Consider the following 20,946-nt stretch of genomic DNA (forward strand, 5'->3'; position numbering starts at 1 on the left):
TAAAAAGCTACTTATTTGATCATACTGTAATTTTAACAATGCAAAATCGTAAAATATGACAATAATGACTCAAAAAAATTATCAAATTCGCCAACTCAATAGAAATTAATCATTGTTGATTTAGTTACAAACTTAACTATTTTTATGCATTTTTCGCCGCAAAATTATTTTTTGGGAACTTGATGCTGAGAACTTGTTGCTAACGTGTACTTAAAATTTCAGATCATGCTCAAAACGGTGTTTTTGCGCTGTCAAGTCATCTTGGAAAAGTACAATTAATTATTTCTTTTTGATTGTTGTTCTTGTACTGCCCAGTCAATATGGATTTGCACAATCTCACTAGACTGATTTCTTTTTAGTATCAATTGCTCAATATTGTTTGGATGATACGGTGCATTCCCGATTCCAATCGCAATATTCCGCATAAAGCTTTCATAGCCTGTTCTACGCAGTGGACTGCCTTCTGTGTTGGCTAAGAATGTTGCTTCGTCCCATTGCCATAATTCAATTAAAGAAAGACGATCCAGCCCATGACGGGGATGGAAATCAGCAACCGTTGTAGTTTGTGCGAAACTATTCCAAGGACAAATCAGCTGGCAATCATCACATCCAAATACGCGATTACCTATGCCACGGCGTAGTTCTTCAGGAATCACCCCTTGGTATTCAATGGTCAGATAGGCAATACATTTACGGGCATCTAATTGATATGGCGCTACAATCGCCTGCGTTGGACAAATATCAATACATGCTGTACATGAGCCGCAATGTGCACTGGCAGGCTCGTCAAAGGGTAATTCAAGAGAACTAAACAGTTCACCGAGTACAAAAAAGGAACCCGATTTTTTGTGGATGAGCAGGGTATGTTTACCTGTCCAACCCATACCTGCAGATTCAGCGAGTGATTTTTCAAAAATAGGGGCTGAATCGGCGAAAGGTCTTGATTCAAACGGACCGACTTTTTCACGAATAAGGTTTGAAAGTGTTTTTAATTTACCGCGCATGGTTTTATGGTAATCCCGTCCGCGTGCATATCGCGCAATAACGGCAGAATTAGGGAAATCAGGTACTGTTCGAGGTTGAGGTCGTTCAACCAAATAATTCATTCTGACGCAGATAATACTTTTTGTATGGGGAACCAACAGTGTTGGATTAGCACGTTTTTCCAAATTTTCTTCGAGGAACTTCATGTCACCATGAAATCCTTGATCTAAATATGCTTTTAATCGAGGTAATTCATCTTGAGCATCAGGTCGGGCAATGACACAATCAGCGAAGCCCAGTTCCAATGCTTGAGATTTAATCCAAGCTTTAAGCGCATGAGGATCAAATTGCTGTGTTGGAATACGAGCTGGTATAGATGAGAGAGATTGAGTCATAAATAAAAAAAGGAACGATAATGCATCAACAAGTTTATCACAGCAGTGAGATACAAGCTTGGGAACAGCGCTGGTTTGACGATCAAAATAGTGCTTTTGGTCTTATGCAGCAAGTTGCTTGGATGATGGCACAAGAAATCATCACAATTCTTCAAGGTATTGAAAAAAAGAAAATCCGTATCGCAGTCTGCTGCGGCAAAGGAAATAATGCAGGGGATGGTTATCTTGTTACGTACTATTTAGCACAGCACTCTTTATCACGACATTGTTCATTCAACCAAAATCTAGAAATCGATATTTTTTCTTTTTCACAAGTCGATCATCACTCGGCTGACTCCTTGCAGAGTGCTTATAAAATGAGTCAATCCATACCACTTAAGCAGTTCACCGATCTGAACCATTGTAAGGGTTATGATGTCTATATTGATGCATTGTTTGGAATTGGAATTAATCGTACTTTAAGTGAAGACTGGCAGAGAATTATCCATCATATTAATGAGCAAGACGGCGTCAAAATTGCGATTGATATGCCGAGCGGTTTAGATGCAAATACAGGTCAACCATTACCAATGGCTATTCATGCTCAGCATACGCTTACCGCACTCGCATATAAGGTAGGGCAATTTGTAGGGCGTGCACAGGATTTTATAGGACATCTAAAACTCATTCCCATTTTACCATGTGACTCAGATTTAAAACCTGTGGCCCGATTAAGCCCAGTCAAAACAATTTTGCCGCGACGACACTCTACAGGACATAAAGGAACGTATGGGCATGTGCTCGTGATTGGCGGTCATGCACAAATGGGAGGTGCGGTGATTATGGCGGCTGAAGCTGCATTTGCCGCTGGGGCGGGTAAAGTCACGATCGTGTGTGATGCTAAACATCATTCAGCAATTTTGTCACGATCTCCCAATGTAATGGTGCAGGATATTAATCGTTTCGATCCATCACAACGAAAAAATTTGCTACAGCAAGTCGATTCGATTTGTTTTGGAGTGGGGTTGGGACGTGATGATTGGGCAGCTGAGCAATATGATCAATGGATGAGTATTCTGTCCTCTACGAACAAACCTACTGTACTCGATGCTGATGCATTGTGGTTCTTATCTGAAAAGCCCATTCGACTCAATGAGAGAACTTACGCAACGCCACATCCTGGTGAGGCTGCAAAACTTTTACACTCTAGCGTGGCGGAAGTTGAGCATGACCGCATCAAAGCAATTAAACGATTACAAACACTGTATGCTGGTGAATGGGTATTAAAAGGTGCAGGAAGTTTAACGATTGACGCGCAGCAAACTATTTGGATTTGCACCCAAGGTAATCCAGGAATGGGTACAGGTGGAATGGGGGATATCCTTGCAGGAATGATTGCTAGTCTTAAAGGACAATTGTCTAATTCTATTCAACTTCATGAAATTGTTAACTTACATGCCATGGCAGGTGATGTATTGGCTCAACAGGGTGAACGTGGTTTGTTAGCTCAGAATATGGCTCAAGCGATTTATCAAATAGTAAATCTAAAATAAAATTCAGGGATAGATATGCGATATTTAAAATTAACGATACAAGGTCTTGTTCAAGGGGTCGGATTTCGTCGCTGGTTTATGGAACAAGCCTTAAAGTTGCATTTAACTGGTTACGTTAAAAATATGGATAATGGGGATGTGGAAGCTATCATTGTTGGCACATATAAAGATGTAAATGACATGATCAAACTGGCCATGGCAGGGCCTCATAATAGTAAAGTTAAGCAAATCTTCTATGAAGACTTAATTGACATCAAAGAGCGTGATTTCGATAACTTTCAAATTCGCCAATAAGTGCATTGAGTGTCGAGAGACTTTTAACGTCGACGACTACTGCTGCGGCTTCGTCCACGTGCCATTCCACCTAAAGCATTTAAAACAGCCAATTTACTCATACTGCCAGAGGCATGTGCATGGCAAATTGCTGCGGCAAGTGCATCTGCAGCATCGGCTTGTGGTTTAATACTTAAATTAAGTATGCGCATAACCATCATTTGAACCTGTTCTTTATCAGCAGCGCCATAGCCAACAACAGATTGTTTAATTTGACGCGCAGTATATTCAGCCACTTGTAGATCTAAATTGACCAATGCCGCTATAGCTGCACCGCGTGCTTGACCAAGTTTTAAGGCAGAGTCAGGATTGACCGCCATAAATACCTGTTCCACAGCAGCTTCGGTAGGACCATGAAATTTAACGATTCTTTCAATGCCTGAAAAAATTCGTTTTAGACGCTCAGGCATGTCAGGTGTTTCAGTGCGAATTGTTCCAGCATCAACAAAAGTGAGTTTTTGCCCCTCTTTTTGAATAATACCGTAACCTGTTAGACGTGAACCAGGATCAATTCCGATAATTAATGACATTCCATGACTTTAAAAATAAAATAATGCCCATATTGTTACATAAGCGTATGAAAAAAGCTTGATACAGATTGAGCAGATGATTACGACCCTATATTTAAATTTTTGAGATTAGATTACATTTCATGAAATTAGCTCTTATTGTTTTAATCGGTATAGTCCTTGAAATCTTCGTATGGGTCGGTGTGGGTGATCTAGTCGGAAGTATGTGGTATGTATTCTTCTGGTTTATTGCTGCATTCTTTATTGGTTTAAATATGGTTCGTTCTCATGCATCAGGTTTAATGCCACAGATGCAGCAAATGCAACAAGGTCATATGAGTGCTGATCCGAATTTGACCAATAACTTACCTAAAATTATTGCGGGTATTTTCCTTTTGATTCCGGGGTTAATTTCCGATCTATTCGCCTTACTTATTCTAATTCCACCTGTTCAAACAGCATTTAAAGCGGTGATGATGAAAACCATGATGAAGCGTCAGCAAGCCATGATGGAAAAAATGATGGGTGGTATGATGGGAGATATGGGCGGCATGGGTGGTCAAGCAAATGGTCAGAATCCATTTGCAGATTTAATGCGCCAAATGCAAGAAATGCAAAGCCAGCAGCACGGTCGTGGTTCAAATGACTCTACTATCATTGATGGTGAAGCAAGAGAAATTACACCTGAAGCAAAGAAAATTGAAATGAAAGACGTTAATCAAAAGTAAATTGCGCATGTTCAAAACCAGATGTAATGTCTGGTTTTTTTATTTTTGTATCTCGATTTTCCTAAAAAACAGTATAATTCAAACAATTTTTATTCATTTTTGATTTATGTCTCTATTACTTACCATCTGTGTCCTACATCTTGTTGCTCAATTGAGTCCTGGACCTGATATTTTGTTGATTGCCAAATGCGCAGCGTCAACCACAATCGCAAACACGTTGAAAGTTATTTTAGGTATTTCTATTGGAATTTTATTTTGGGTGATTTTAACCTTATCAGGTTTTGCACTTTTGATTGCCCAATTCCCATGGATTCAACAAGTCTTAATGTTAGTCGGTGGTTTATTTTTGGCAAAAATGGGCTGGGCGATGCTAAAGGGTGGTTGGCAAACCTATAAGTCTTTCAAACTTGATGCAATTGATGAAAATCAGTTACCTTTAAAAGCTGAAAAATACTTTCTGATGGGGTTGTTTACAAACCTATCCAATCCTAAAACACTGATTTATTTTAGTAGTGTATTTTCACTTGCCTTAACTGCTTCAGCACCAGAGATGTTGAAAATACAACTGGCAGTCATTATTCCGATTCAAACGTTTTTAACCTTTACGTTTTTGATGGTCGTTTTAGCACGACCTAAAATTAAACAGCTCTACCAGCGTTCAGGGCATTACATAGATATGGCATCGGGTGGTCTATTTTTGATCTTTGCAGTCTGGTTGTGGATAGATGCGCTTATTTTGCTTAACTGAATCCTGATCTAACTCTTCTGTTTGAGTCAGAACGAGCGTGTCTTGCTGATAACGTCTTGGTCGCAAAGTTGCTTCAGTATTTTCAGAACCTTGATAAGAGCGACTTCTGTTTGCTCTTTCTCTCAAGCCGCCTTTCTTAATTAATTGAACCATCGTCATATCATCATTTTTTAACTACGTTTATTTTACTTCAATTTATGATTTCCATGCGGATATGATGGGCGAGTGCGTGAATAAAATATGGATAATCTCTAGAAGAAAAAAGAATGATAGAGCAGGTTGTCAAAAAAAATTCATATAGATATCTGATAATACAAGATATTGAATGAAGACATAGATGGTTGCTGTTTTATAGCTACATCTGAGGTTGATTATTGGTGAAGGCTTATATAGTATAAATATTAGCCTCTAAGGTGATGTAGATAAAAATAAAAAGACAGTCAAATCGGGAGGATGAGTATGCTGTATCAGTATCATTGTGCGTGTTGCGACAAGGTGGTTGCTTCGACAGACAAAGTGTGTTCTGAATGCGGATCACAAAATATCAGAACACCTTATGGTTTTTGGATATTTTGTATCATTGCGTGTTTAGCCGCAGCCATTGTGTTTAAAGTGGCCCATTTATATTTACAAGATAACCAAAATGTCCCTGTGAAGCAGTCGTTTTTGGACACGCTTCATCAAAGTGATAAAGCAAATTGAATCTATAAAAAAGCCCACATCAATGTGGGCTTTTTTATTTGGAAATTACAAACCAGCTGATGCTTTAAGCGCTTCAACCTTGTCTGTCTTTTCCCAAGTGAATGCAGTATCAGAACCTTCACGACCAAAGTGACCATATGCAGCAGTTTGCTTATACATCGGTTGAATGAGATTCAACATACGTGTAATACCATATGGACGTAAATCGAAATGCTCTCGTACCAATGCAATAATCAATTCTTCAGAAACCTTAGCAGTATTGAATGTATTGATTGAGATAGATGTTGGTTCAGCAACACCAATCGCATAAGACACTTGAATTTCACATTTATCGGCTAGACCAGCGGCAACAATATTTTTTGCAACATATCGACCAGCATAAGCAGCAGAGCGGTCTACTTTAGATGGATCTTTACCAGAGAAAGCACCACCACCGTGACGAGCCATACCACCATATGTATCTACAATGATTTTACGACCTGTTAAACCACAGTCACCGACTGGACCACCAATCACAAACATACCAGTAGGGTTGATGTGGAATTTGGTATCCGCATGGAACATATCTGCTGGAATTACTTTTTTCACGATTTCTTCAATGACAGCTTCTTTTAAATCAGTCTGTGAAATCTCAGGATCGTGTTGAGTCGATAATACGACCGCATCTAAACGAACAGGTACGCCATTTTCGTATGCAAAAGTCACTTGGCTTTTCGCATCTGGACGTAACCATGGCAAACTTCCGTTACGACGAAGTTCTGCTTGTTTTTCCATAAGACGGTGCGCATACGAAATAGGAGCAGGCATTAAAACATCTGTTTCGCGACTCGCGTAGCCAAACATTAAACCCTGATCGCCAGCACCTTGATCTTCAGGTTTTTGACGATCTACACCTTGAGCAATTTCAGGAGATTGTTTGCCAATCATGTTGATGACAGCACAAGTTGAACCATCGAAACCTAAATCAGAATGATGGTATCCAATGCCATTTACGGTTTGGCGTACAATTGCTTCAAAGTCTACATTTGCAGTTGTTGTGATTTCACCTGCAAGAACAACAGCACCTGTTTTTACAAGCGTTTCACAAGCAACCCGCGCATATGGGTCTTCTTTTAAGATTGCATCCAAAATAGCATCACTGATTTGGTCAGCCATTTTATCTGGATGGCCTTCGCTTACAGATTCTGAAGTAAATACAGCGTACTCGCGCATAAGTCCTATCACAGTTATTTCTAAAGACGCAATATGGTACATCGACTTAACGTTAAGGACTAGCTTAACCTGACTAAAAAGCATGAATTTATGTCATTTTTGTGTTTTTTTAATTGATATCATCATCTGTTAAATTGATAAGTGAAAACTTTTGTATAAGACTTATTCTTTTTAAGACTGAGCTGAAATAAAAAACAGCTTAAGTGGGTACGAAAGAATGTGAATACATGATTCAACATCAGTACTTTAAAAAAAGGCCAAGCCACTAAAAAATATTGGATTGAATTGAATATTGATAAAACCGACTCGCATTGTATGAATTTTTTCGCTTTAGGGCTGAAATATACGTTTCTGGGCTTTACGCTGTTTGATTTTTTTAAGACAATACACCCAGTTTTTGAATTTTATTCATTTCCCATCTTTAATTTATCGGACACTGATCTATGACAACCCCGCTGAATGAACGTCGCATTGCTAACGCAATTCGTGTACTTGCAATGGATGCTGTGCAAAAAGCAAATTCTGGACATCCAGGTGCACCAATGGGGATGGCTGATATTGCTGATGTTGTATGGCGTCAATTCTTAAATCACAATCCGACAAACCCTCAGTGGGCTAACCGCGACCGTTTTGTATTATCAAATGGTCATGGCTCAATGCTTCAATATGCATTATTACATTTGACTGGCTATGATCTTTCAATTGAAGATTTAAAAGCATTCCGTCAATTGCACTCAAAAACACCGGGTCACCCAGAATTAGGTTATGCACCTGGTATCGAAACAACCACTGGTCCATTGGGTCAGGGTATCGCGAATGCTGTTGGTTTTGCTTTGGCTGAAAAAACCTTAGCAGCGCAATTCAACAAAGAAGACATTAAAGTCGTTGATCATTTCACTTACTGTTTCTTAGGTGACGGCTGTTTAATGGAAGGTGTTTCTCATGAAGCATGTTCATTGGCAGGTACTTTGGGGCTAGGTAAATTAATTGCTTACTATGACGACAATGGTATTTCAATTGATGGTGAAGTAGAAGGTTGGTTCTCTGACGATACAGAACAACGCTTCTTAGCTTATGGCTGGCAAGTATTGAAAGTTGATGGTCACGATGCAGATGCATTACGTGCGGCAACTTTAGAAGCGAAAGCTGAAACGAAGAAACCAACAATCATTATCTGTAAAACGATTATTGGTTTAGGTTCACCAAACAAACAAGGTAAAGAAGATTGCCATGGTGCACCACTGGGTAACGACGAAATCGCATTAGCACGTGAAGCGTTGGGTTGGACTGAAGGTCCATTCGAAATTCCTGCTGACGTTTATGCTGCATGGGACGCGAAAGAAAAAGGTCAACAAGCAGAAGCAGCTTGGAACGAAGTATTTGCACAATATGAAGCAAAATATCCAACTGAAGCGGCTGATCTTAAACGTCGTTTAAGCGGTGAATTACCTGCTGACTTCGTTGCAAAAGCGGATGCGTATATTGCTGAAGTAAACGCAAAAGCTGAAACCATCGCAACACGTAAAGCAAGCCAAAATGCAATCCAAGCATTTGCCCCAATGCTGTCTGAAATCTTAGGTGGTTCTGCTGACTTAGCAGGTTCTAACTTAACACTTTGGAAAGGCGCACAAGGCGTTCAAGACAATGCTGCAGGTAACTACGTACACTATGGCGTACGTGAGTTCGGTATGACTGCAATCGCAAACGGTGTTGCACTTCACGGTGGGTTCATTCCTTACGTAGCAACATTCCTCATGTTTATGGAATATGCACGTAACGCAGTACGTATGTCTGCATTGATGAAACAACGTGTGATTCATGTTTACACACACGATTCTATTGGTTTGGGTGAAGATGGTCCAACACACCAACCAATTGAACAAATCGCATCTTTACGTGGTACACCAAACCTCAACACATGGCGCCCATGTGACACAGTTGAAGCAGCAATTTCTTGGAAATCTGCGTTAACACGTTCTGAAGGTCCAACTGCGTTGATCTTCTCTCGTCAAAACTTAGCATTCCAAACACGCACAGAAGCACAAATTGCTGATGTTGCGAAAGGTGGTTATGTATTGGCTAAAGAAAAAGGCGAATTGAAAGCGATTATCATTGCAACAGGTTCGGAAGTTGCATTGGCAATGGAAGCTTATGCACAGCTTGAAGGTGTGCGTGTTGTGTCTATGCCATGTGCTGAAGAATTTGTTAAGCAAGATGCTGCTTACCGTGAGTCAGTTCTTCCATCTAATATCCGTGCGCGTGTAGCGGTTGAAGCGGCGCATGTTGACTACTGGTGGAAATTTGTAGGTCTTGATGGTCGTGTGATTGGTATGACTACGTATGGTGAATCTGCACCAGCGAAAGATTTGTTCCAACACTTTGGTATTACGACTGAAGCAGTTGTCGCAGCAGTGAAAGAAATTACTGCTTAATTCTTAGAATTAAGTGTTTTAAAAGGCGTCCCAACTGTGGGGCGTCTTTTTATTTTTATGTATCTATATAGATACATTCATTCCCTAGATTTCAGATTGGAAGTGAGTAGCGCAATGAGTTTGTATGAGCAAATTAGTGATGAAATTACTTTAATGGATGCGGGTGAGCAAAAGTGGATTGGTGAAGACTTACCACTTGAAGCGATGGTAGCAGTAGAATTATTGCTACAAGATATGGCTGAAGAGAAAATCATTAAAGTACGTCGAAAAAATCGTGAAAAAACTTCAGGATTAAAACAGATTGATCGTATTCTGATTGAAAAGCTTTAACAGTCATAAAAAAGCCTCTTATGAGGCTTTTTTATTATCCTATTTTTATTATTTTACAGTTAATTAGCCGTAGTTTCTGACACGGTAAAATTTAATTTTGGATCAGCATTTTGTTGAATTGTCCATTCACCACTTACTCTGAAAGATGCTGCTGAAGCATAAGTATCTTCCATAAACTGGAAATACGTGATTAAGCCATCTTTAACTATTGCTTTAATTGAAAAAGGTGAAGTAAAAGTGCGCTTAGCGTAAACAGATGTATAAGTAAATTGACCGAATACAGCCACTGTTTCATCTTCAGCTAAAATATCTGTGATTTGAAAATCATCGATCGTCCAATAAGTTCCGACATTAGAAAAAGTATAAATGTAGACATCACGACCTGTAGAAGTACCAGCCCAAGGTTCAATTTGTTTAAGTTCAGGATTATTAAAATTTAGCGAAGTATAAATGGCATCTTCAGCCACTAACTTTTCTGAAGCAATCGCTACTCTTGATTTATCAGTATTATATAAAAAAGCCAATACGACATCTTTAGGTGCTTTAGTTTTAAGCGCTTTATCAATCGCTTGTTGTTGTTCACTCATCATTATTCTCCAGTTCAAAGTGGTAATTTTAGTATTATAAATGAGACAAAATATTAGTATATTGTATAAATGTTTAATTTAATCTCATATTTAAGATATGTGTTGATGTTAACTGCTTATTAGGAGAAAGCTTAAAGATGAAAAACATGATCTATACACAAGTGATAGTCATAATCTGATCAAATTGATTTGATAAAAGTGACACCTTCTTAAGGTGCGTTCTAATCTTGCAACAAACTGTTCTATCTGTACTGATGCAAGAATTTCAGAATGCTATACATTATTCACTATCCATTTCATAAATGTTTTAAAAAATTTGAGGAAAAATTGATGAACTTTAAAATAATAGCGTTAAGTGCCGTAGTGCTTTCTGTAGCAACAGTTTCATTTGCTAAACCAGTTGAATATAAAATTGATCCAACTCATACAGCGACAGTATTTACTTGGGATCATTTTGGCTTTTCTACACCATCAGGTAATTTTAGCGATATCCAAGGAACGATCAAAGTAGACAATGAAAAGCCTGCGAATTCAGCGGTGAATGTCACAATTCCACTTTCAAGTATTAATACAAATGTCAGAGCATTAGATGAACATTTATTGAAACCAGATTTCTTTGATGCTGAAAAATATCCGAATATCACTTTTAAAAGTACTAAAGTTCAACCAAATGGTAAGAACAAGTATAAGATCACAGGTGATCTAACGATTAAAAATGTTACTAAGCCTGTCGTACTAGATGCTGTTTTGAATAAACAAGCTGAACATCCTATGACGAAAGCGCAGTCTATTGGTTTCAATGCAACGACTTCATTTGACCGTTCTGCATTCGGTGTAGGCGCATATGTGCCTAATGTAGGCGATAAAATCACGGTGAATATTACAACTGAAGCTTCAGTAGATAATAAAAAATAATAAAATCAATTTGTTAAGTGATAAATAAGCCGCCTGAATGGGCGGTTTATTATTTTCTTATGAGGCCAAAAGCTTCTCTTTTTAATGCTCTACCCGTAATTATCGAAAGTAAGATGAACCAAATCTACAACAAGAATTTTATCTAAATAGCTTAAGTCATTGGCGTGGCTCAAGCTTTAGAATCAATGTCACATACGATTTTACACAGGGAGATAATAACCATACTAAGAAGTTTGTAGATCAATTCATTAAACGTGATATACGCTTGCAGAGATAGGAGTAGAAATATTTAAAAAAGTCATGGATATTGTATGGTTTAAAAAAATTGCATTTATTTAAAATAAATTTAGATTTATGATTTGGACTGATTATAATTATTTAGTTTATTTTAAATATGTATTTGCAAATATTTGAAAAAGCCATTGAGCTTATTACACCATCATACAATCGAAAAAAATATCTTGAGCGCCACTTACGTCTTAAATCTTTTTTTGAAGAACGAGAAAGGATTAAAAATCTTAATGAAAGCGAGGAAGTTAAAACGCTTCTGCTAAATTCAGCAATTTCTGCACTTACTGGAGCAAAAAACGTTGATATAAAAGAGCTGGAATATTTCTTAGATAAATTTAATGCAATGGAGTTTGAGTTACTTTATTGGACTTTTGTATGGAATAGAGCAGGTTATCAGGTATTAAAAAACTCTAGAGGTGAAATCATTAGACTAAAGGTATCAAAAAAAGGAAAAATAAAAGTTTTAGTAATGAATTTACTAGTTTTATTTTCTATGAGTTTTGCTCCCATAATGTTTTACTTTAAAAAAGATGAATATTGGAGATTGTTTAATTCTTTAGGTGCATCACAGATAGTTCCCGAAATAATTTATGGAGTTATATGTGTGATATGTGGACTCACCATAGTCAAACTTCTTAACGATTGGGTACATTGGAAAAATTTGAACAAAATTTTAGACACTTGATATCAAAAAAATATTAACTGTTGCAAGCGGTTACTCACTCTATCAAATTCGGTTGAATGGGATGCAACGGAGTGGATGCTTATAACGAACGGTGGATTGATTGGCATAGCACAATCAAATATCCTGATCTACAGTTGGGTTCAAGGCTATCAAATCAAAATCATTTAATCTGTTCAATAAAACGGCTTAAGATTGAACCTGCCACAGATTCTAGCTTTTCAGCATAACGGTGGTTATCTGCACGTAATTGAGTAATATCTATACCCGCTTTACGCAATTCGCAAGTATGACCAATCAACCATTTCTCTAAACTATCTGAGGTCACTTCAGGATGGAACTGGAGTGCTAAAATATTAGATCCAACTTGAAAAGCCTGATTTTTATAAATTTGAGTGCTCGCCAGAAGTTTCGATTGCGAGGGAAGATCAAAGGTATCACCATGCCAATGCAAAACTGGTACACCATGTAAAGAATTTAGAAGGTTGTCTTGTTCATTTATAATATCTACCGTACTCCAGCCAATTTCTTTAGTGTGGCCAGCATATACTGCACCGCCCAAGGCTTTTGAAATGAGTTGAGCACCTAGACAGATGCCAAGCGTAGGGCGTTGGAGTTTTAATCTTTCTTTAAGTAAGTCTATTTCTGTTTGTAGGAAAGGGTAATCTTCTGTCTCATAAACACCAATCGGTCCACCCAAAATAATGGTCAGACCTTCGTACTTTAAGGCTACTGAAAGATCATCCACACCTGCATCAAAATATCTGACCCGATAACCCAGTTGATATAGTGTCTCCTCAAAAGAACCTAGATCTTCAAAGGCTAAATGCTGTATTGCATATACTGTTTCAGGAAGCTTTCTCATGATGTGACGTTCTTAAAAGAATGATGAGGAGATTATAGTATAGAACTTTTGGAACTAAGGTTTCGTCCATAAAACAATATAAAACGATTTATTTCGCAATCCCATTTTTTAATAATGTCTTGAGCATCGCTAGACTAGAATTGAGAATATCTTTTTTTAAGCGTTCATCTTGAACTCCACGCGCTAATAGTACGGAGCCCACCATTTGACAGAGTATGGCCCAAGCGAAATCAGGTTCTGGAGCATACTGCGCAAATAGTTTGTAACCACGCTGAAGTTCTTTTTCAAAACATTGTTTAATGTCAGCATCAGCGCGTGAAACTTCAGCAGCAAGTGAGGGTAAAACACAGCCTTTTTCTGGGTGTTGAACGTGTAATAGAGAAAGATATCGGTTCATTTCAAAATCTAACCAAGATTCTGGATCTTGATGAGGATTCATTTCCCACTGTTGAATACTTGCTCCGATTTCAGATTCGATTAAGGCTTTAAATAAGTCGTTTTTTGAAGAAAAGTGAGAATAGAAAGCACCGCTGGTCATATTTGCAGCGTGCATAAAACCATCAACCCCAGTATTGTTAAAACCTTGTTTTTTTGCGAGTTCACCACTGGTTTTTAAAATTTCGCGACGTTTTTCTTCTTTGTATCCTGCTTTATATCTCATATTGAATATTCAATAACCATTGACTGTGCCTCAAAACTATAACATAGTGATCGTTATAATAACGATCGTTATTTAATGGAGAGATGATGAACGATCAGCAGTCAGAAATTAATCATTCAGAAGAAAAATCAACATATAACAAGGTCGCACTGATCATTGGTGCAGGAGATGCCACAGGCAGTGAGATCGCAAAACGCTTTGCACGAGGTGGATATACTGCTTGTATGACTCGACGCAATGCAGACAAGCTTGCACTTGTTATCCGAGAGATTGAAGCACACGGTGGTAAAGCTTATGGATTTGCTTCAGATGCAAGAAAAGAAGATCAAGTGATTCAACTGATTGACACAATTGAACGTGACATTGGTCAGATTGAAGTATTGGTTTTTAATATTGGAGCAAATGTGCCGTGTAGCATTCTAGAAGAAACAGCACGTAAATATTTTAAAATCTGGGAAATGGCTTGTTTTAGTGCTTTTTTAAATGGTCGTGAAGTCGCTAAACGGATGGTCGCAAGGCAGCGCGGCACTATCATTTTCACTGGTGCAACAGCAAGCATCCGTGGTTCATCATATTTCAGCGCTTTTGCTGGCGCTAAACATGCGTTAAGAGCCTTAGCCCAAAGTATGGCAAAAGAGTTAGGGCCTCATCATATTCATGTTGCGCACATCATTATTGATGGGGCGATTGATACTGATTTTATTAAAGATACTTTCCCTCATTTGTATGAAAAAAAACAGCATGACGGTATTTTGAATCCTCAACATATAGCTGATAACTATTGGCATATTGCTCATCAACCACGAGATGCTTGGACACATGAATTGGATTTGCGACCATGGTCTGAACAGTGGTAATCATATTTAATAAGGATAAGACATGACTACACAACAACAAAAAGTTGAATTTTATTTCGATCTTGGCAGTCCATTTAGTTATTTGGCTTTTTATAAGCTACAAGAAATCACCAAAAAATATAATGCAGTGATTGATTATACACCAATTTTATTGGGTGGAATTTTTAAGTCGACTGGTAACAAGAGTCCAATTGAGGTGCCTGTTAAAGGGATCTATTCAATGCAAGACTTAAGTCGTTGGTCAGATTATTATCAGATCCCGATGCAGATGAATCCATATTTTCCAATGAATACATTGACTTTAATGCGTATATTAACGGGAGTCAAAATCTATCATGATGAATATTTTGAAGTGATTTTGACCAAGCTTTTTGATGCGATGTTTAGAAAGCCCTTGAATTTAGCCGATCCAGAAGTTCTGATAAATTTATTTCAAGGTGATGCAATCGACGGTCAGCAACTTTTGGATTTAAGCCAAGATCCGGTGGTAAAACAAAAATTGATTGATGAAACAAACAATGCCGTACAACGAGGGATATTCGGAGCACCTACATTTTTTTTGCGGGAAAATATGTACTGGGGGCAAGATCGCTTGCATTTTGTAGAGCGCGAATTACAAAAATAAGTGAAAAAGAAATTAAATTGAGACTCAGCTAAATTTATTAAAAATATTGATGTGATATAACGAATAAGAGAGTACGAAATTAACAGCTTGAGGGAGTCACGATGACCCATAATGTTTTAGCTTACGCAGCGCTTGATTCTAAAAGTCCATTGGTTCCATATACGTTTCAGCAACGTCAAGCTCGCCCCGATGATGTCATTATTGATATTGAATACTGCGGTGTATGTCATTCTGACTTACATCAAGCGCGTAATGATTGGGGTTTTAGTCGTTACCCAATTGTACCGGGTCATGAAGTAATTGGTCGCGTAAAAAGCATCGGAGCATCGGTAACGAAGTTCAAGGTTGGAGATCTGGTCGGAATCGGGTGTATGGTAGATTCATGTCGTACTTGTTCTGCTTGTCACCAAGGTTTGGAGCAATATTGTGAAGCTGGCAATACACAAACGTATGGTAGTTTAGATCGTCATGATCAAACACCTACTTATGGTGGCTACGCACAAACGATCATTGCGAGCCAAGATTTTGTATTGAAAGTACCTGAAAATTTAGATACACAATCCATTGCACCCATCTTATGTGCTGGGATCACGACATGGTCGCCATTAAAGCATTGGAATGTCGGTGACGGCTCTAAAGTGGCTGTTGTTGGACTCGGTGGTTTAGGTCATATGGCGATTAAACTTGCTCATGCACTTGGTGCAGAAGTGACTTTATTTACACGATCAGCAAATAAAGAACAGGATGCACGTGATTTAGGTGCAGATCATGTCGTGTTATCAACAGATCCAACACAAATGAAATCAGTGAAAAATCAGTTCGATTTAATTATTGATACTGTGCCATATGATCATGATCTAAAGCCTTATATTCCGACACTTGCATTGAGTGGGACACTAGTATTGGTAGGCTATCTCGGAGAATTTAGCAGCAATTCCGTACCCATGATTATGGGAAGAAAATCAATCGCTGGATCGGTGATCGGTGGGATTCAAGAAACTCAAGAACTACTTGATTTTTGTGGTCAGCACAATATCGTGTCAGATGTTGAAGTCATTGATATGCAAAATATTAATGCGGCATTTGAGCGAATGCTTCAAAGTGATGTGAAATATCGTTTTGTGATTGATATGAAAAGTCTACAAGCCAGCTAATCCATTAAGCTCCTGTAGCAGAAAAGAAGCGGCAATCAGCCGCTTCTTTAGCTATTGTTTTAGAAGAAACCCATTGGTTTAGTTGAGTAACTCACCAATAAATTTTTAGTTTGTTGGTAATGATCCAGCATCATTTTATGATTTTCACGACCAATCCCTGATTTTTTATAACCACCAAAAGCAGCATGAGCAGGGTAGATATGGTAGCAATTTGTCCAGACTCGACCTGATTGAATTGCACGTCCTGCACGATATGAAGTATGCGCTGATCGTGACCAAACACCAGCACCTAATCCATAAATGGTGTCATTGGCAATGTTGATAGCATCGTCGAAATCTTTAAATGTTGTCACAGCCAAAACTGGTCCAAAAATTTCTTCTTGGAATGTTTTCATGCTGTTATTGCCTTTGAAAATCGTCGGCTCAATATAAAAACCTTGTCCAATTTCTTCACGTGCTTGACCACCTGTAAGAATTTGAGCACCTTCTTCACGACCTGTCGCAATACAACCTAAAATTTTATCTTGTTGCTCTTGCGAGGCTTGAGCACCAATCATGGTTTCTGTATCAAGTGGATGTCCCGTTTTAATTCGCTTCACGCGCTCTACAGCCATCTCTAAGAATTTATCAGCAATACTTTCCTGGACTAAAGCGCGTGATGGACAAGTACAAATTTCTCCCTGATTCAGGGCAAACATGGCAAAACCTTCAAGCGCTTTATCTAGATATTCATCATCCTTATCCATGATGTCTTCGAAGAAAATATTTGGAGATTTGCCACCCAGTTCTAATGTCACTGGAATAATATTTTCGGTGGCATATTGCATAATTAATTGACCAACCGCAGTTGAGCCAGTAAATGCAATTTTTGAAATACGTGGATTTGTGGCAAGAGAGCGTCCTACTTCAACACCATAACCATTGACGATATTCAGCACACCTGGTGGTAAAATATCTTGTATCAGTTCAACTAAAACTAGAATACTGACAGGAGTTTGCTCAGCTGGTTTTAAGACAATACAGTTCCCCGCTGCTAATGCAGGCGCAAGTTTCCACGCCGCCATTAAAATCGGAAAGTTCCATGGAATAATCTGTCCAACGACACCCAACGGCTCATGAAAATGGTAAGCGATAGTATCTTCATCGATTTCTGAAATACCACCTTCTTGTGCGCGGATACAGCCAGCAAAATAGCGGAAATGGTCAATACACAGTGGAATATCTGCAGCTAAGGTTTCACGGATAGGTTTACCATTGTCCCATGTTTCTGCCACAGCAAGTAATTCTAGATTCTCTTCTAAGCGATCTGCTATTTTTAATAAAATGTTAGAGCGAGTTGTTGCAGACGTTTTGTTCCATTCAGTTTTAGCGGCATGAGCTGCGTCCAAAGCGAGTTCAATATCCTCGACTGAAGAACGGGGAACTCGAGTAAAAACTTTCCCATCTACGGGAGAAAGATTATCAAAATACTCACCTTTTACTGGAGGAACCCATTTCCCACCAATGAAATTTTCGTATTGTGCTTTAAATTGAACTTTAGAATCTGGTTGATTGGGATCAGCGTAGCGCATAGTGTCCATCCTTTGGTTGTGCTGTAAAGTTATGGAAAATATCTTCGTCTTTGGTATTAGATATCTTCTATTATTGATGAGTTAACATAACCACAATAAGGTTGGAAAAAGGTTGGAATGATGAAGGTTTACAACTGATCAACAAATACTATAACTATAATAAGTACAACATATGCATATTGGGAAATGTTGAGATAATAAGGAATGAACTCAATGCAGACTCTTATCAAGCAAAGACAACAAATAGAAACACTTAGAGAGAAAATCAGTCTTTCAACTGTACAGGCGAAACAACTTGGTCAGCATATTTTAAAGTCTTGGCAAAGATCGAAGTTGGCAGAAATTCCGAAAGAGCGAATGGTAGCGCCGTTGATCACAACGAGTACTGTTGAAAGTAACAGCCTAAATCAAGCATTGAAAATATGTGAACAAGAGTTAAAACATGTTGCACAACAATCATCTATGGTACTTGCGGTAGGCGATATCAACAGCACCATTATTTGGACGGAAGCTAGTCAACAAATGCGTAAGGCTGCAGAACGTGTTCACTTTATTGAAGGCGGTCAATGGCGGGAGGAAGTGGTTGGAACCAATGCTTTAGCATTAACCTTGAAAACTGAAAAATCAAGTTGTGTGTTTTCAAATGAACACTATATGGAGTCTATTCATGATTGGGTGTGCTATGCAGCACCAATTGTTGATCCATTTTCGAAGCAACTCATTGGTGTATTAGATTTATCAACGACATGGGATCATCACAATAGTTTTGGACTACTCGCAGCAGAACGTTGTGCATCTTTAATACAATCAGCATTACTGAATTATCAACGCCAACATTTATTTATTCGTACCTTTGGAATTCCTCAAGTCATATTTAACGGACGTACCTTGGTGGTTACACCTAGACAGATTGAAATTTTGACAATATTGGCATTATGTCCTCAAGGGCTTAGCTTAGATTCGCTTCATCAAGCTTTGTATGGGGAGCGAAAGGTAAGCATGGGAACTTTAAAAGCTGAAATGTCGCAGCTTCGAGATTTATTGGGTGGAATGTTAGGCTCAAGACCCTATAAATTACTGGCGCATATTGAGGCTGATTTCCTCCGAATCGAAAATGCTTTAGACGTTGGATTTATTGATAAAGCTTTACAGCAGGTCAATGGTGTAATGCTCGCAAAAACAGAAAGCCCATTCTTATGTTCTTGGCGAAATTGTTTAGATTCGCGTTTGAGTGAAGCAATTTTTAACTATTGTGATGTTGAAGTGCTTTTAAAATACATTGCACGAAATCCTGATGCAGTTGATGCAATGGAGCGTTTAATGGAGTTGTCACCGCAAGATTATTCAACGCAACAACTTTTACAGCACTATCGTAATTGAGCCGAATTAAAGTAAAACACAACGGCCTAAAGCATATTCTTCGTATTGTTAACGTATTTTATCCTCATTTATTTATACCTACAAAAATTTAACGCCGCCGTTCCTGATGTAATGCACTATCAGATTCGATTGAGAATCAAAGAGTAAAAAAGAGAATCTGAAGTGTATCCAGATTCTCTTTTAGATCTAGCAACTCAAAAGTTTACATTGCAGCTTTAAAAATGTTGATGACTTGTTGGAGATCTGCTTTACGTGGGTTAGTGAGCATGCAGGCATCTTTTTGTGCATTTTGAGCCATCACTTCTAAATCTTCCTCTTTAACCGAAAGCTCTTTTAATCCTGTTGGAATGCCAATAGATTGAGAGAGGATTTTTATCGCATCAATTGCTGCATATGCAGCTTCATTAATGGTTAATCCTTCAATATTTACACCCATTAATTCAGCTATTTTGGCATAACGATCAGGGCAGGCAATTAAGTTGAACTCACAGACATGTGGGAGTAAAATCGCGTTACACACACCATGCGGAAGATTATAAAAACCGCCTAATTGGTGAGCCATGGCATGTACATAACCTAGAGAGGCGTTATTAAATGCCATGCCTGCCAAATATTGTGCATAACTCATTGCATCACGTGCTTCAATATTCTCACCATTAGCAACCGCAGGACTCAGCCATTGACTGATCATGCTGATGGCTTTTTCAGCACAGGCATCTGTAATTGGGTTTGCTGCTGTTGAAACATAGGCTTCGACGGCATGAGTAAGCGCATCCATACCTGTTGCAGCTGTCAATGCTGCAGGTTTTGCGATCATCAGTTTAGGATCATCTATGGCAATGAGTGGAGTGCAACGCCAATCGACGATTGCCATTTTTACATGAGTTTCTGTATTGGTAATAATACAGAAACGCGTCATTTCCGAAGCAGTTCCTGCAGTTGTGTTGATTGCAATAAGAGGTGTCATCGGAACGGTACTTTTATCGATTCCTTCATAGTCGCGAATGTGCCCACCACCTGCAGTCACTAAACCAATACCTTTAGCACAATCATGTGAAGAGCCACCACCTAAAGAAATAATAAAATCACAAGCATTATTATTGTAGGCTTCCACACCATCGTGGACATTAATATCAGTCGGATTAGGCTCGGCACCAGCAAATATGTAGCTCTCCACTTGCGCTTCTTTTAAATAGCCAGCGATGATATCTGCGACACCAAATTTGTATAAACCTGCATCAGTCACAATCAGTGCTTTTTTAGCCCCTAAATTTTGAGCTTTGCTTCCAACTTCTTTAGCACTACCTGGTCCGAAAAGTGAAACACAAGGGATATAAAAACCGTTTGTTTGGTCTGCAATATTTTTAAAAGCCATGGTGAGATTCCTTTTACCATTTATTGTTGTGTTCGGCGATATTTACCGTGTTTGCAGTATTGGACACGCTTGAGAAGA

Annotated in this window: 22 protein-coding genes; 13 read left to right on the plus strand and 9 right to left on the minus strand. The window is 38.5% G+C overall.

What is annotated here, in order from left to right; genetic code table 11:
* Nucleotides 1-275: 275 nt before the first annotated feature.
* A complete protein-coding gene (gene queG, locus AC1M89_RS02690) occupies nucleotides 276-1,379 on the minus strand; it encodes a tRNA epoxyqueuosine(34) reductase QueG (RefSeq protein WP_481589909.1) in 1,104 nt (367 codons plus the stop codon).
* A gap of 20 nt (nucleotides 1,380-1,399) precedes the next feature.
* Here queG and AC1M89_RS02695 point away from each other — a divergent pair, with 20 nt between their 5' ends.
* Nucleotides 1,400-2,911: an NAD(P)H-hydrate dehydratase gene (locus AC1M89_RS02695; protein WP_481613864.1), complete on the plus strand. Its 1,512-nt coding sequence runs from the start codon at nucleotides 1,400-1,402 to the stop codon at nucleotides 2,909-2,911.
* 15 nt (nucleotides 2,912-2,926) lie between these two features.
* The gene (locus AC1M89_RS02700) at nucleotides 2,927-3,205 is read left to right on the plus strand and encodes an acylphosphatase (protein ID WP_092766403.1); all 279 of its coding nucleotides are present in this window, start codon (nucleotides 2,927-2,929) and stop codon (nucleotides 3,203-3,205) included.
* Between the two features lie 23 nt (nucleotides 3,206-3,228).
* Here AC1M89_RS02700 and ruvC read toward each other — a convergent pair whose 3' ends face one another.
* The gene (ruvC, locus tag AC1M89_RS02705) at nucleotides 3,229-3,774 is read right to left on the minus strand and encodes a crossover junction endodeoxyribonuclease RuvC (RefSeq protein ID WP_035263804.1); all 546 of its coding nucleotides are present in this window, start codon (nucleotides 3,772-3,774) and stop codon (nucleotides 3,229-3,231) included.
* 122 nt (nucleotides 3,775-3,896) lie between these two features.
* Between ruvC and AC1M89_RS02710 the strand changes: the two genes are divergently transcribed.
* The gene (locus AC1M89_RS02710; RefSeq protein ID WP_035263802.1) at nucleotides 3,897-4,481 is read left to right on the plus strand and encodes an FxsA family protein; all 585 of its coding nucleotides are present in this window, start codon (nucleotides 3,897-3,899) and stop codon (nucleotides 4,479-4,481) included.
* 106 nt (nucleotides 4,482-4,587) lie between these two features.
* A complete protein-coding gene (locus AC1M89_RS02715) occupies nucleotides 4,588-5,229 on the plus strand; it encodes a LysE family transporter (protein WP_179998148.1) in 642 nt (213 codons plus the stop codon).
* On the opposite strand, the gene AC1M89_RS02720 is transcribed toward AC1M89_RS02715, so the two are convergent.
* On the minus strand, nucleotides 5,173-5,382 hold the full coding sequence (locus AC1M89_RS02720) for a hypothetical protein (protein WP_035263798.1): 210 nt from the start codon (nucleotides 5,380-5,382) through the stop codon (nucleotides 5,173-5,175). The genes AC1M89_RS02715 and AC1M89_RS02720 overlap by 57 nt on opposite strands.
* A gap of 306 nt (nucleotides 5,383-5,688) precedes the next feature.
* Here AC1M89_RS02720 and AC1M89_RS02725 point away from each other — a divergent pair, with 306 nt between their 5' ends.
* The gene (locus tag AC1M89_RS02725; protein ID WP_035263796.1) at nucleotides 5,689-5,931 is read left to right on the plus strand and encodes a hypothetical protein; all 243 of its coding nucleotides are present in this window, start codon (nucleotides 5,689-5,691) and stop codon (nucleotides 5,929-5,931) included.
* 45 nt (nucleotides 5,932-5,976) lie between these two features.
* Here AC1M89_RS02725 and metK read toward each other — a convergent pair whose 3' ends face one another.
* Nucleotides 5,977-7,143: a methionine adenosyltransferase gene (gene metK, locus AC1M89_RS02730; protein ID WP_035263794.1), complete on the minus strand. Its 1,167-nt coding sequence runs from the start codon at nucleotides 7,141-7,143 to the stop codon at nucleotides 5,977-5,979.
* Nucleotides 7,144-7,586: 443 nt separating this feature from the next.
* Here metK and tkt point away from each other — a divergent pair, with 443 nt between their 5' ends.
* Together tkt and AC1M89_RS02740 are read left to right on the plus strand one after the other, a co-directional pair.
* Nucleotides 7,587-9,575, plus strand: a complete 1,989-nt coding sequence (tkt, locus tag AC1M89_RS02735) for a transketolase (RefSeq protein WP_481607447.1) — start codon at nucleotides 7,587-7,589, stop codon at nucleotides 9,573-9,575.
* A gap of 114 nt (nucleotides 9,576-9,689) precedes the next feature.
* Entirely contained in the window at nucleotides 9,690-9,905 is a 216-nt protein-coding gene (locus AC1M89_RS02740) for a hypothetical protein (RefSeq protein WP_035263790.1), read from the plus strand.
* Between the two features lie 59 nt (nucleotides 9,906-9,964).
* On the opposite strand, the gene AC1M89_RS02745 is transcribed toward AC1M89_RS02740, so the two are convergent.
* Nucleotides 9,965-10,492 carry a nuclear transport factor 2 family protein gene (locus AC1M89_RS02745; RefSeq protein WP_035263788.1) on the minus strand — a complete coding sequence of 176 codons (528 nt, stop codon included), beginning with the start codon at nucleotides 10,490-10,492 and terminating at the stop codon, nucleotides 9,965-9,967.
* A 330-nt stretch (nucleotides 10,493-10,822) separates the two neighbouring features.
* Between AC1M89_RS02745 and AC1M89_RS02750 the strand changes: the two genes are divergently transcribed.
* A complete protein-coding gene (locus AC1M89_RS02750) occupies nucleotides 10,823-11,407 on the plus strand; it encodes a YceI family protein (RefSeq protein WP_481613865.1) in 585 nt (194 codons plus the stop codon).
* A 394-nt stretch (nucleotides 11,408-11,801) separates the two neighbouring features.
* A complete protein-coding gene (locus tag AC1M89_RS02755) occupies nucleotides 11,802-12,383 on the plus strand; it encodes a hypothetical protein (RefSeq protein ID WP_179998143.1) in 582 nt (193 codons plus the stop codon).
* Nucleotides 12,384-12,543: 160 nt separating this feature from the next.
* On the opposite strand, the gene AC1M89_RS02760 is transcribed toward AC1M89_RS02755, so the two are convergent.
* Together AC1M89_RS02760 and AC1M89_RS02765 are read right to left on the minus strand one after the other, a co-directional pair.
* Nucleotides 12,544-13,245, minus strand: coding sequence for a glutamine amidotransferase (locus tag AC1M89_RS02760; RefSeq protein WP_481613866.1), 702 nt, complete (start codon nucleotides 13,243-13,245; stop codon nucleotides 12,544-12,546).
* A gap of 88 nt (nucleotides 13,246-13,333) precedes the next feature.
* Nucleotides 13,334-13,906, minus strand: coding sequence for a TetR/AcrR family transcriptional regulator (locus tag AC1M89_RS02765; protein WP_481613867.1), 573 nt, complete (start codon nucleotides 13,904-13,906; stop codon nucleotides 13,334-13,336).
* An 86-nt stretch (nucleotides 13,907-13,992) separates the two neighbouring features.
* On the opposite strand from AC1M89_RS02765, the gene AC1M89_RS02770 reads away from it, so the two are divergent.
* From AC1M89_RS02770 to AC1M89_RS02780, 3 genes are all read left to right on the plus strand, one after another.
* Entirely contained in the window at nucleotides 13,993-14,763 is a 771-nt protein-coding gene (locus AC1M89_RS02770; protein ID WP_035263780.1) for an SDR family oxidoreductase, read from the plus strand.
* Between the two features lie 22 nt (nucleotides 14,764-14,785).
* Complete coding sequence (locus AC1M89_RS02775; protein WP_481613868.1) at nucleotides 14,786-15,388, plus strand: 2-hydroxychromene-2-carboxylate isomerase; 603 nt, start codon at nucleotides 14,786-14,788, stop codon at nucleotides 15,386-15,388.
* A gap of 101 nt (nucleotides 15,389-15,489) precedes the next feature.
* On the plus strand, nucleotides 15,490-16,542 hold the full coding sequence (locus tag AC1M89_RS02780; RefSeq protein WP_481613869.1) for an NAD(P)-dependent alcohol dehydrogenase: 1,053 nt from the start codon (nucleotides 15,490-15,492) through the stop codon (nucleotides 16,540-16,542).
* Nucleotides 16,543-16,601: 59 nt separating this feature from the next.
* On the opposite strand, the gene exaC is transcribed toward AC1M89_RS02780, so the two are convergent.
* Nucleotides 16,602-18,113: an acetaldehyde dehydrogenase ExaC gene (exaC, locus tag AC1M89_RS02785; RefSeq protein ID WP_481613870.1), complete on the minus strand. Its 1,512-nt coding sequence runs from the start codon at nucleotides 18,111-18,113 to the stop codon at nucleotides 16,602-16,604.
* A 204-nt stretch (nucleotides 18,114-18,317) separates the two neighbouring features.
* Here exaC and AC1M89_RS02790 point away from each other — a divergent pair, with 204 nt between their 5' ends.
* Nucleotides 18,318-19,493 carry a sigma-54-dependent transcriptional regulator family protein gene (locus tag AC1M89_RS02790; protein WP_481595370.1) on the plus strand — a complete coding sequence of 392 codons (1,176 nt, stop codon included), beginning with the start codon at nucleotides 18,318-18,320 and terminating at the stop codon, nucleotides 19,491-19,493.
* A gap of 202 nt (nucleotides 19,494-19,695) precedes the next feature.
* Here the strand turns inward: AC1M89_RS02790 and mdh are convergent, their stop codons facing one another.
* The gene (gene mdh, locus AC1M89_RS02795; protein WP_035263769.1) at nucleotides 19,696-20,868 is read right to left on the minus strand and encodes an iron-dependent methanol dehydrogenase; all 1,173 of its coding nucleotides are present in this window, start codon (nucleotides 20,866-20,868) and stop codon (nucleotides 19,696-19,698) included.
* Between the last annotated feature and the right edge of the window lie 78 nt (nucleotides 20,869-20,946).

It is taken from the genome of Acinetobacter sp. ANC_7635 (assembly GCF_056779945.1).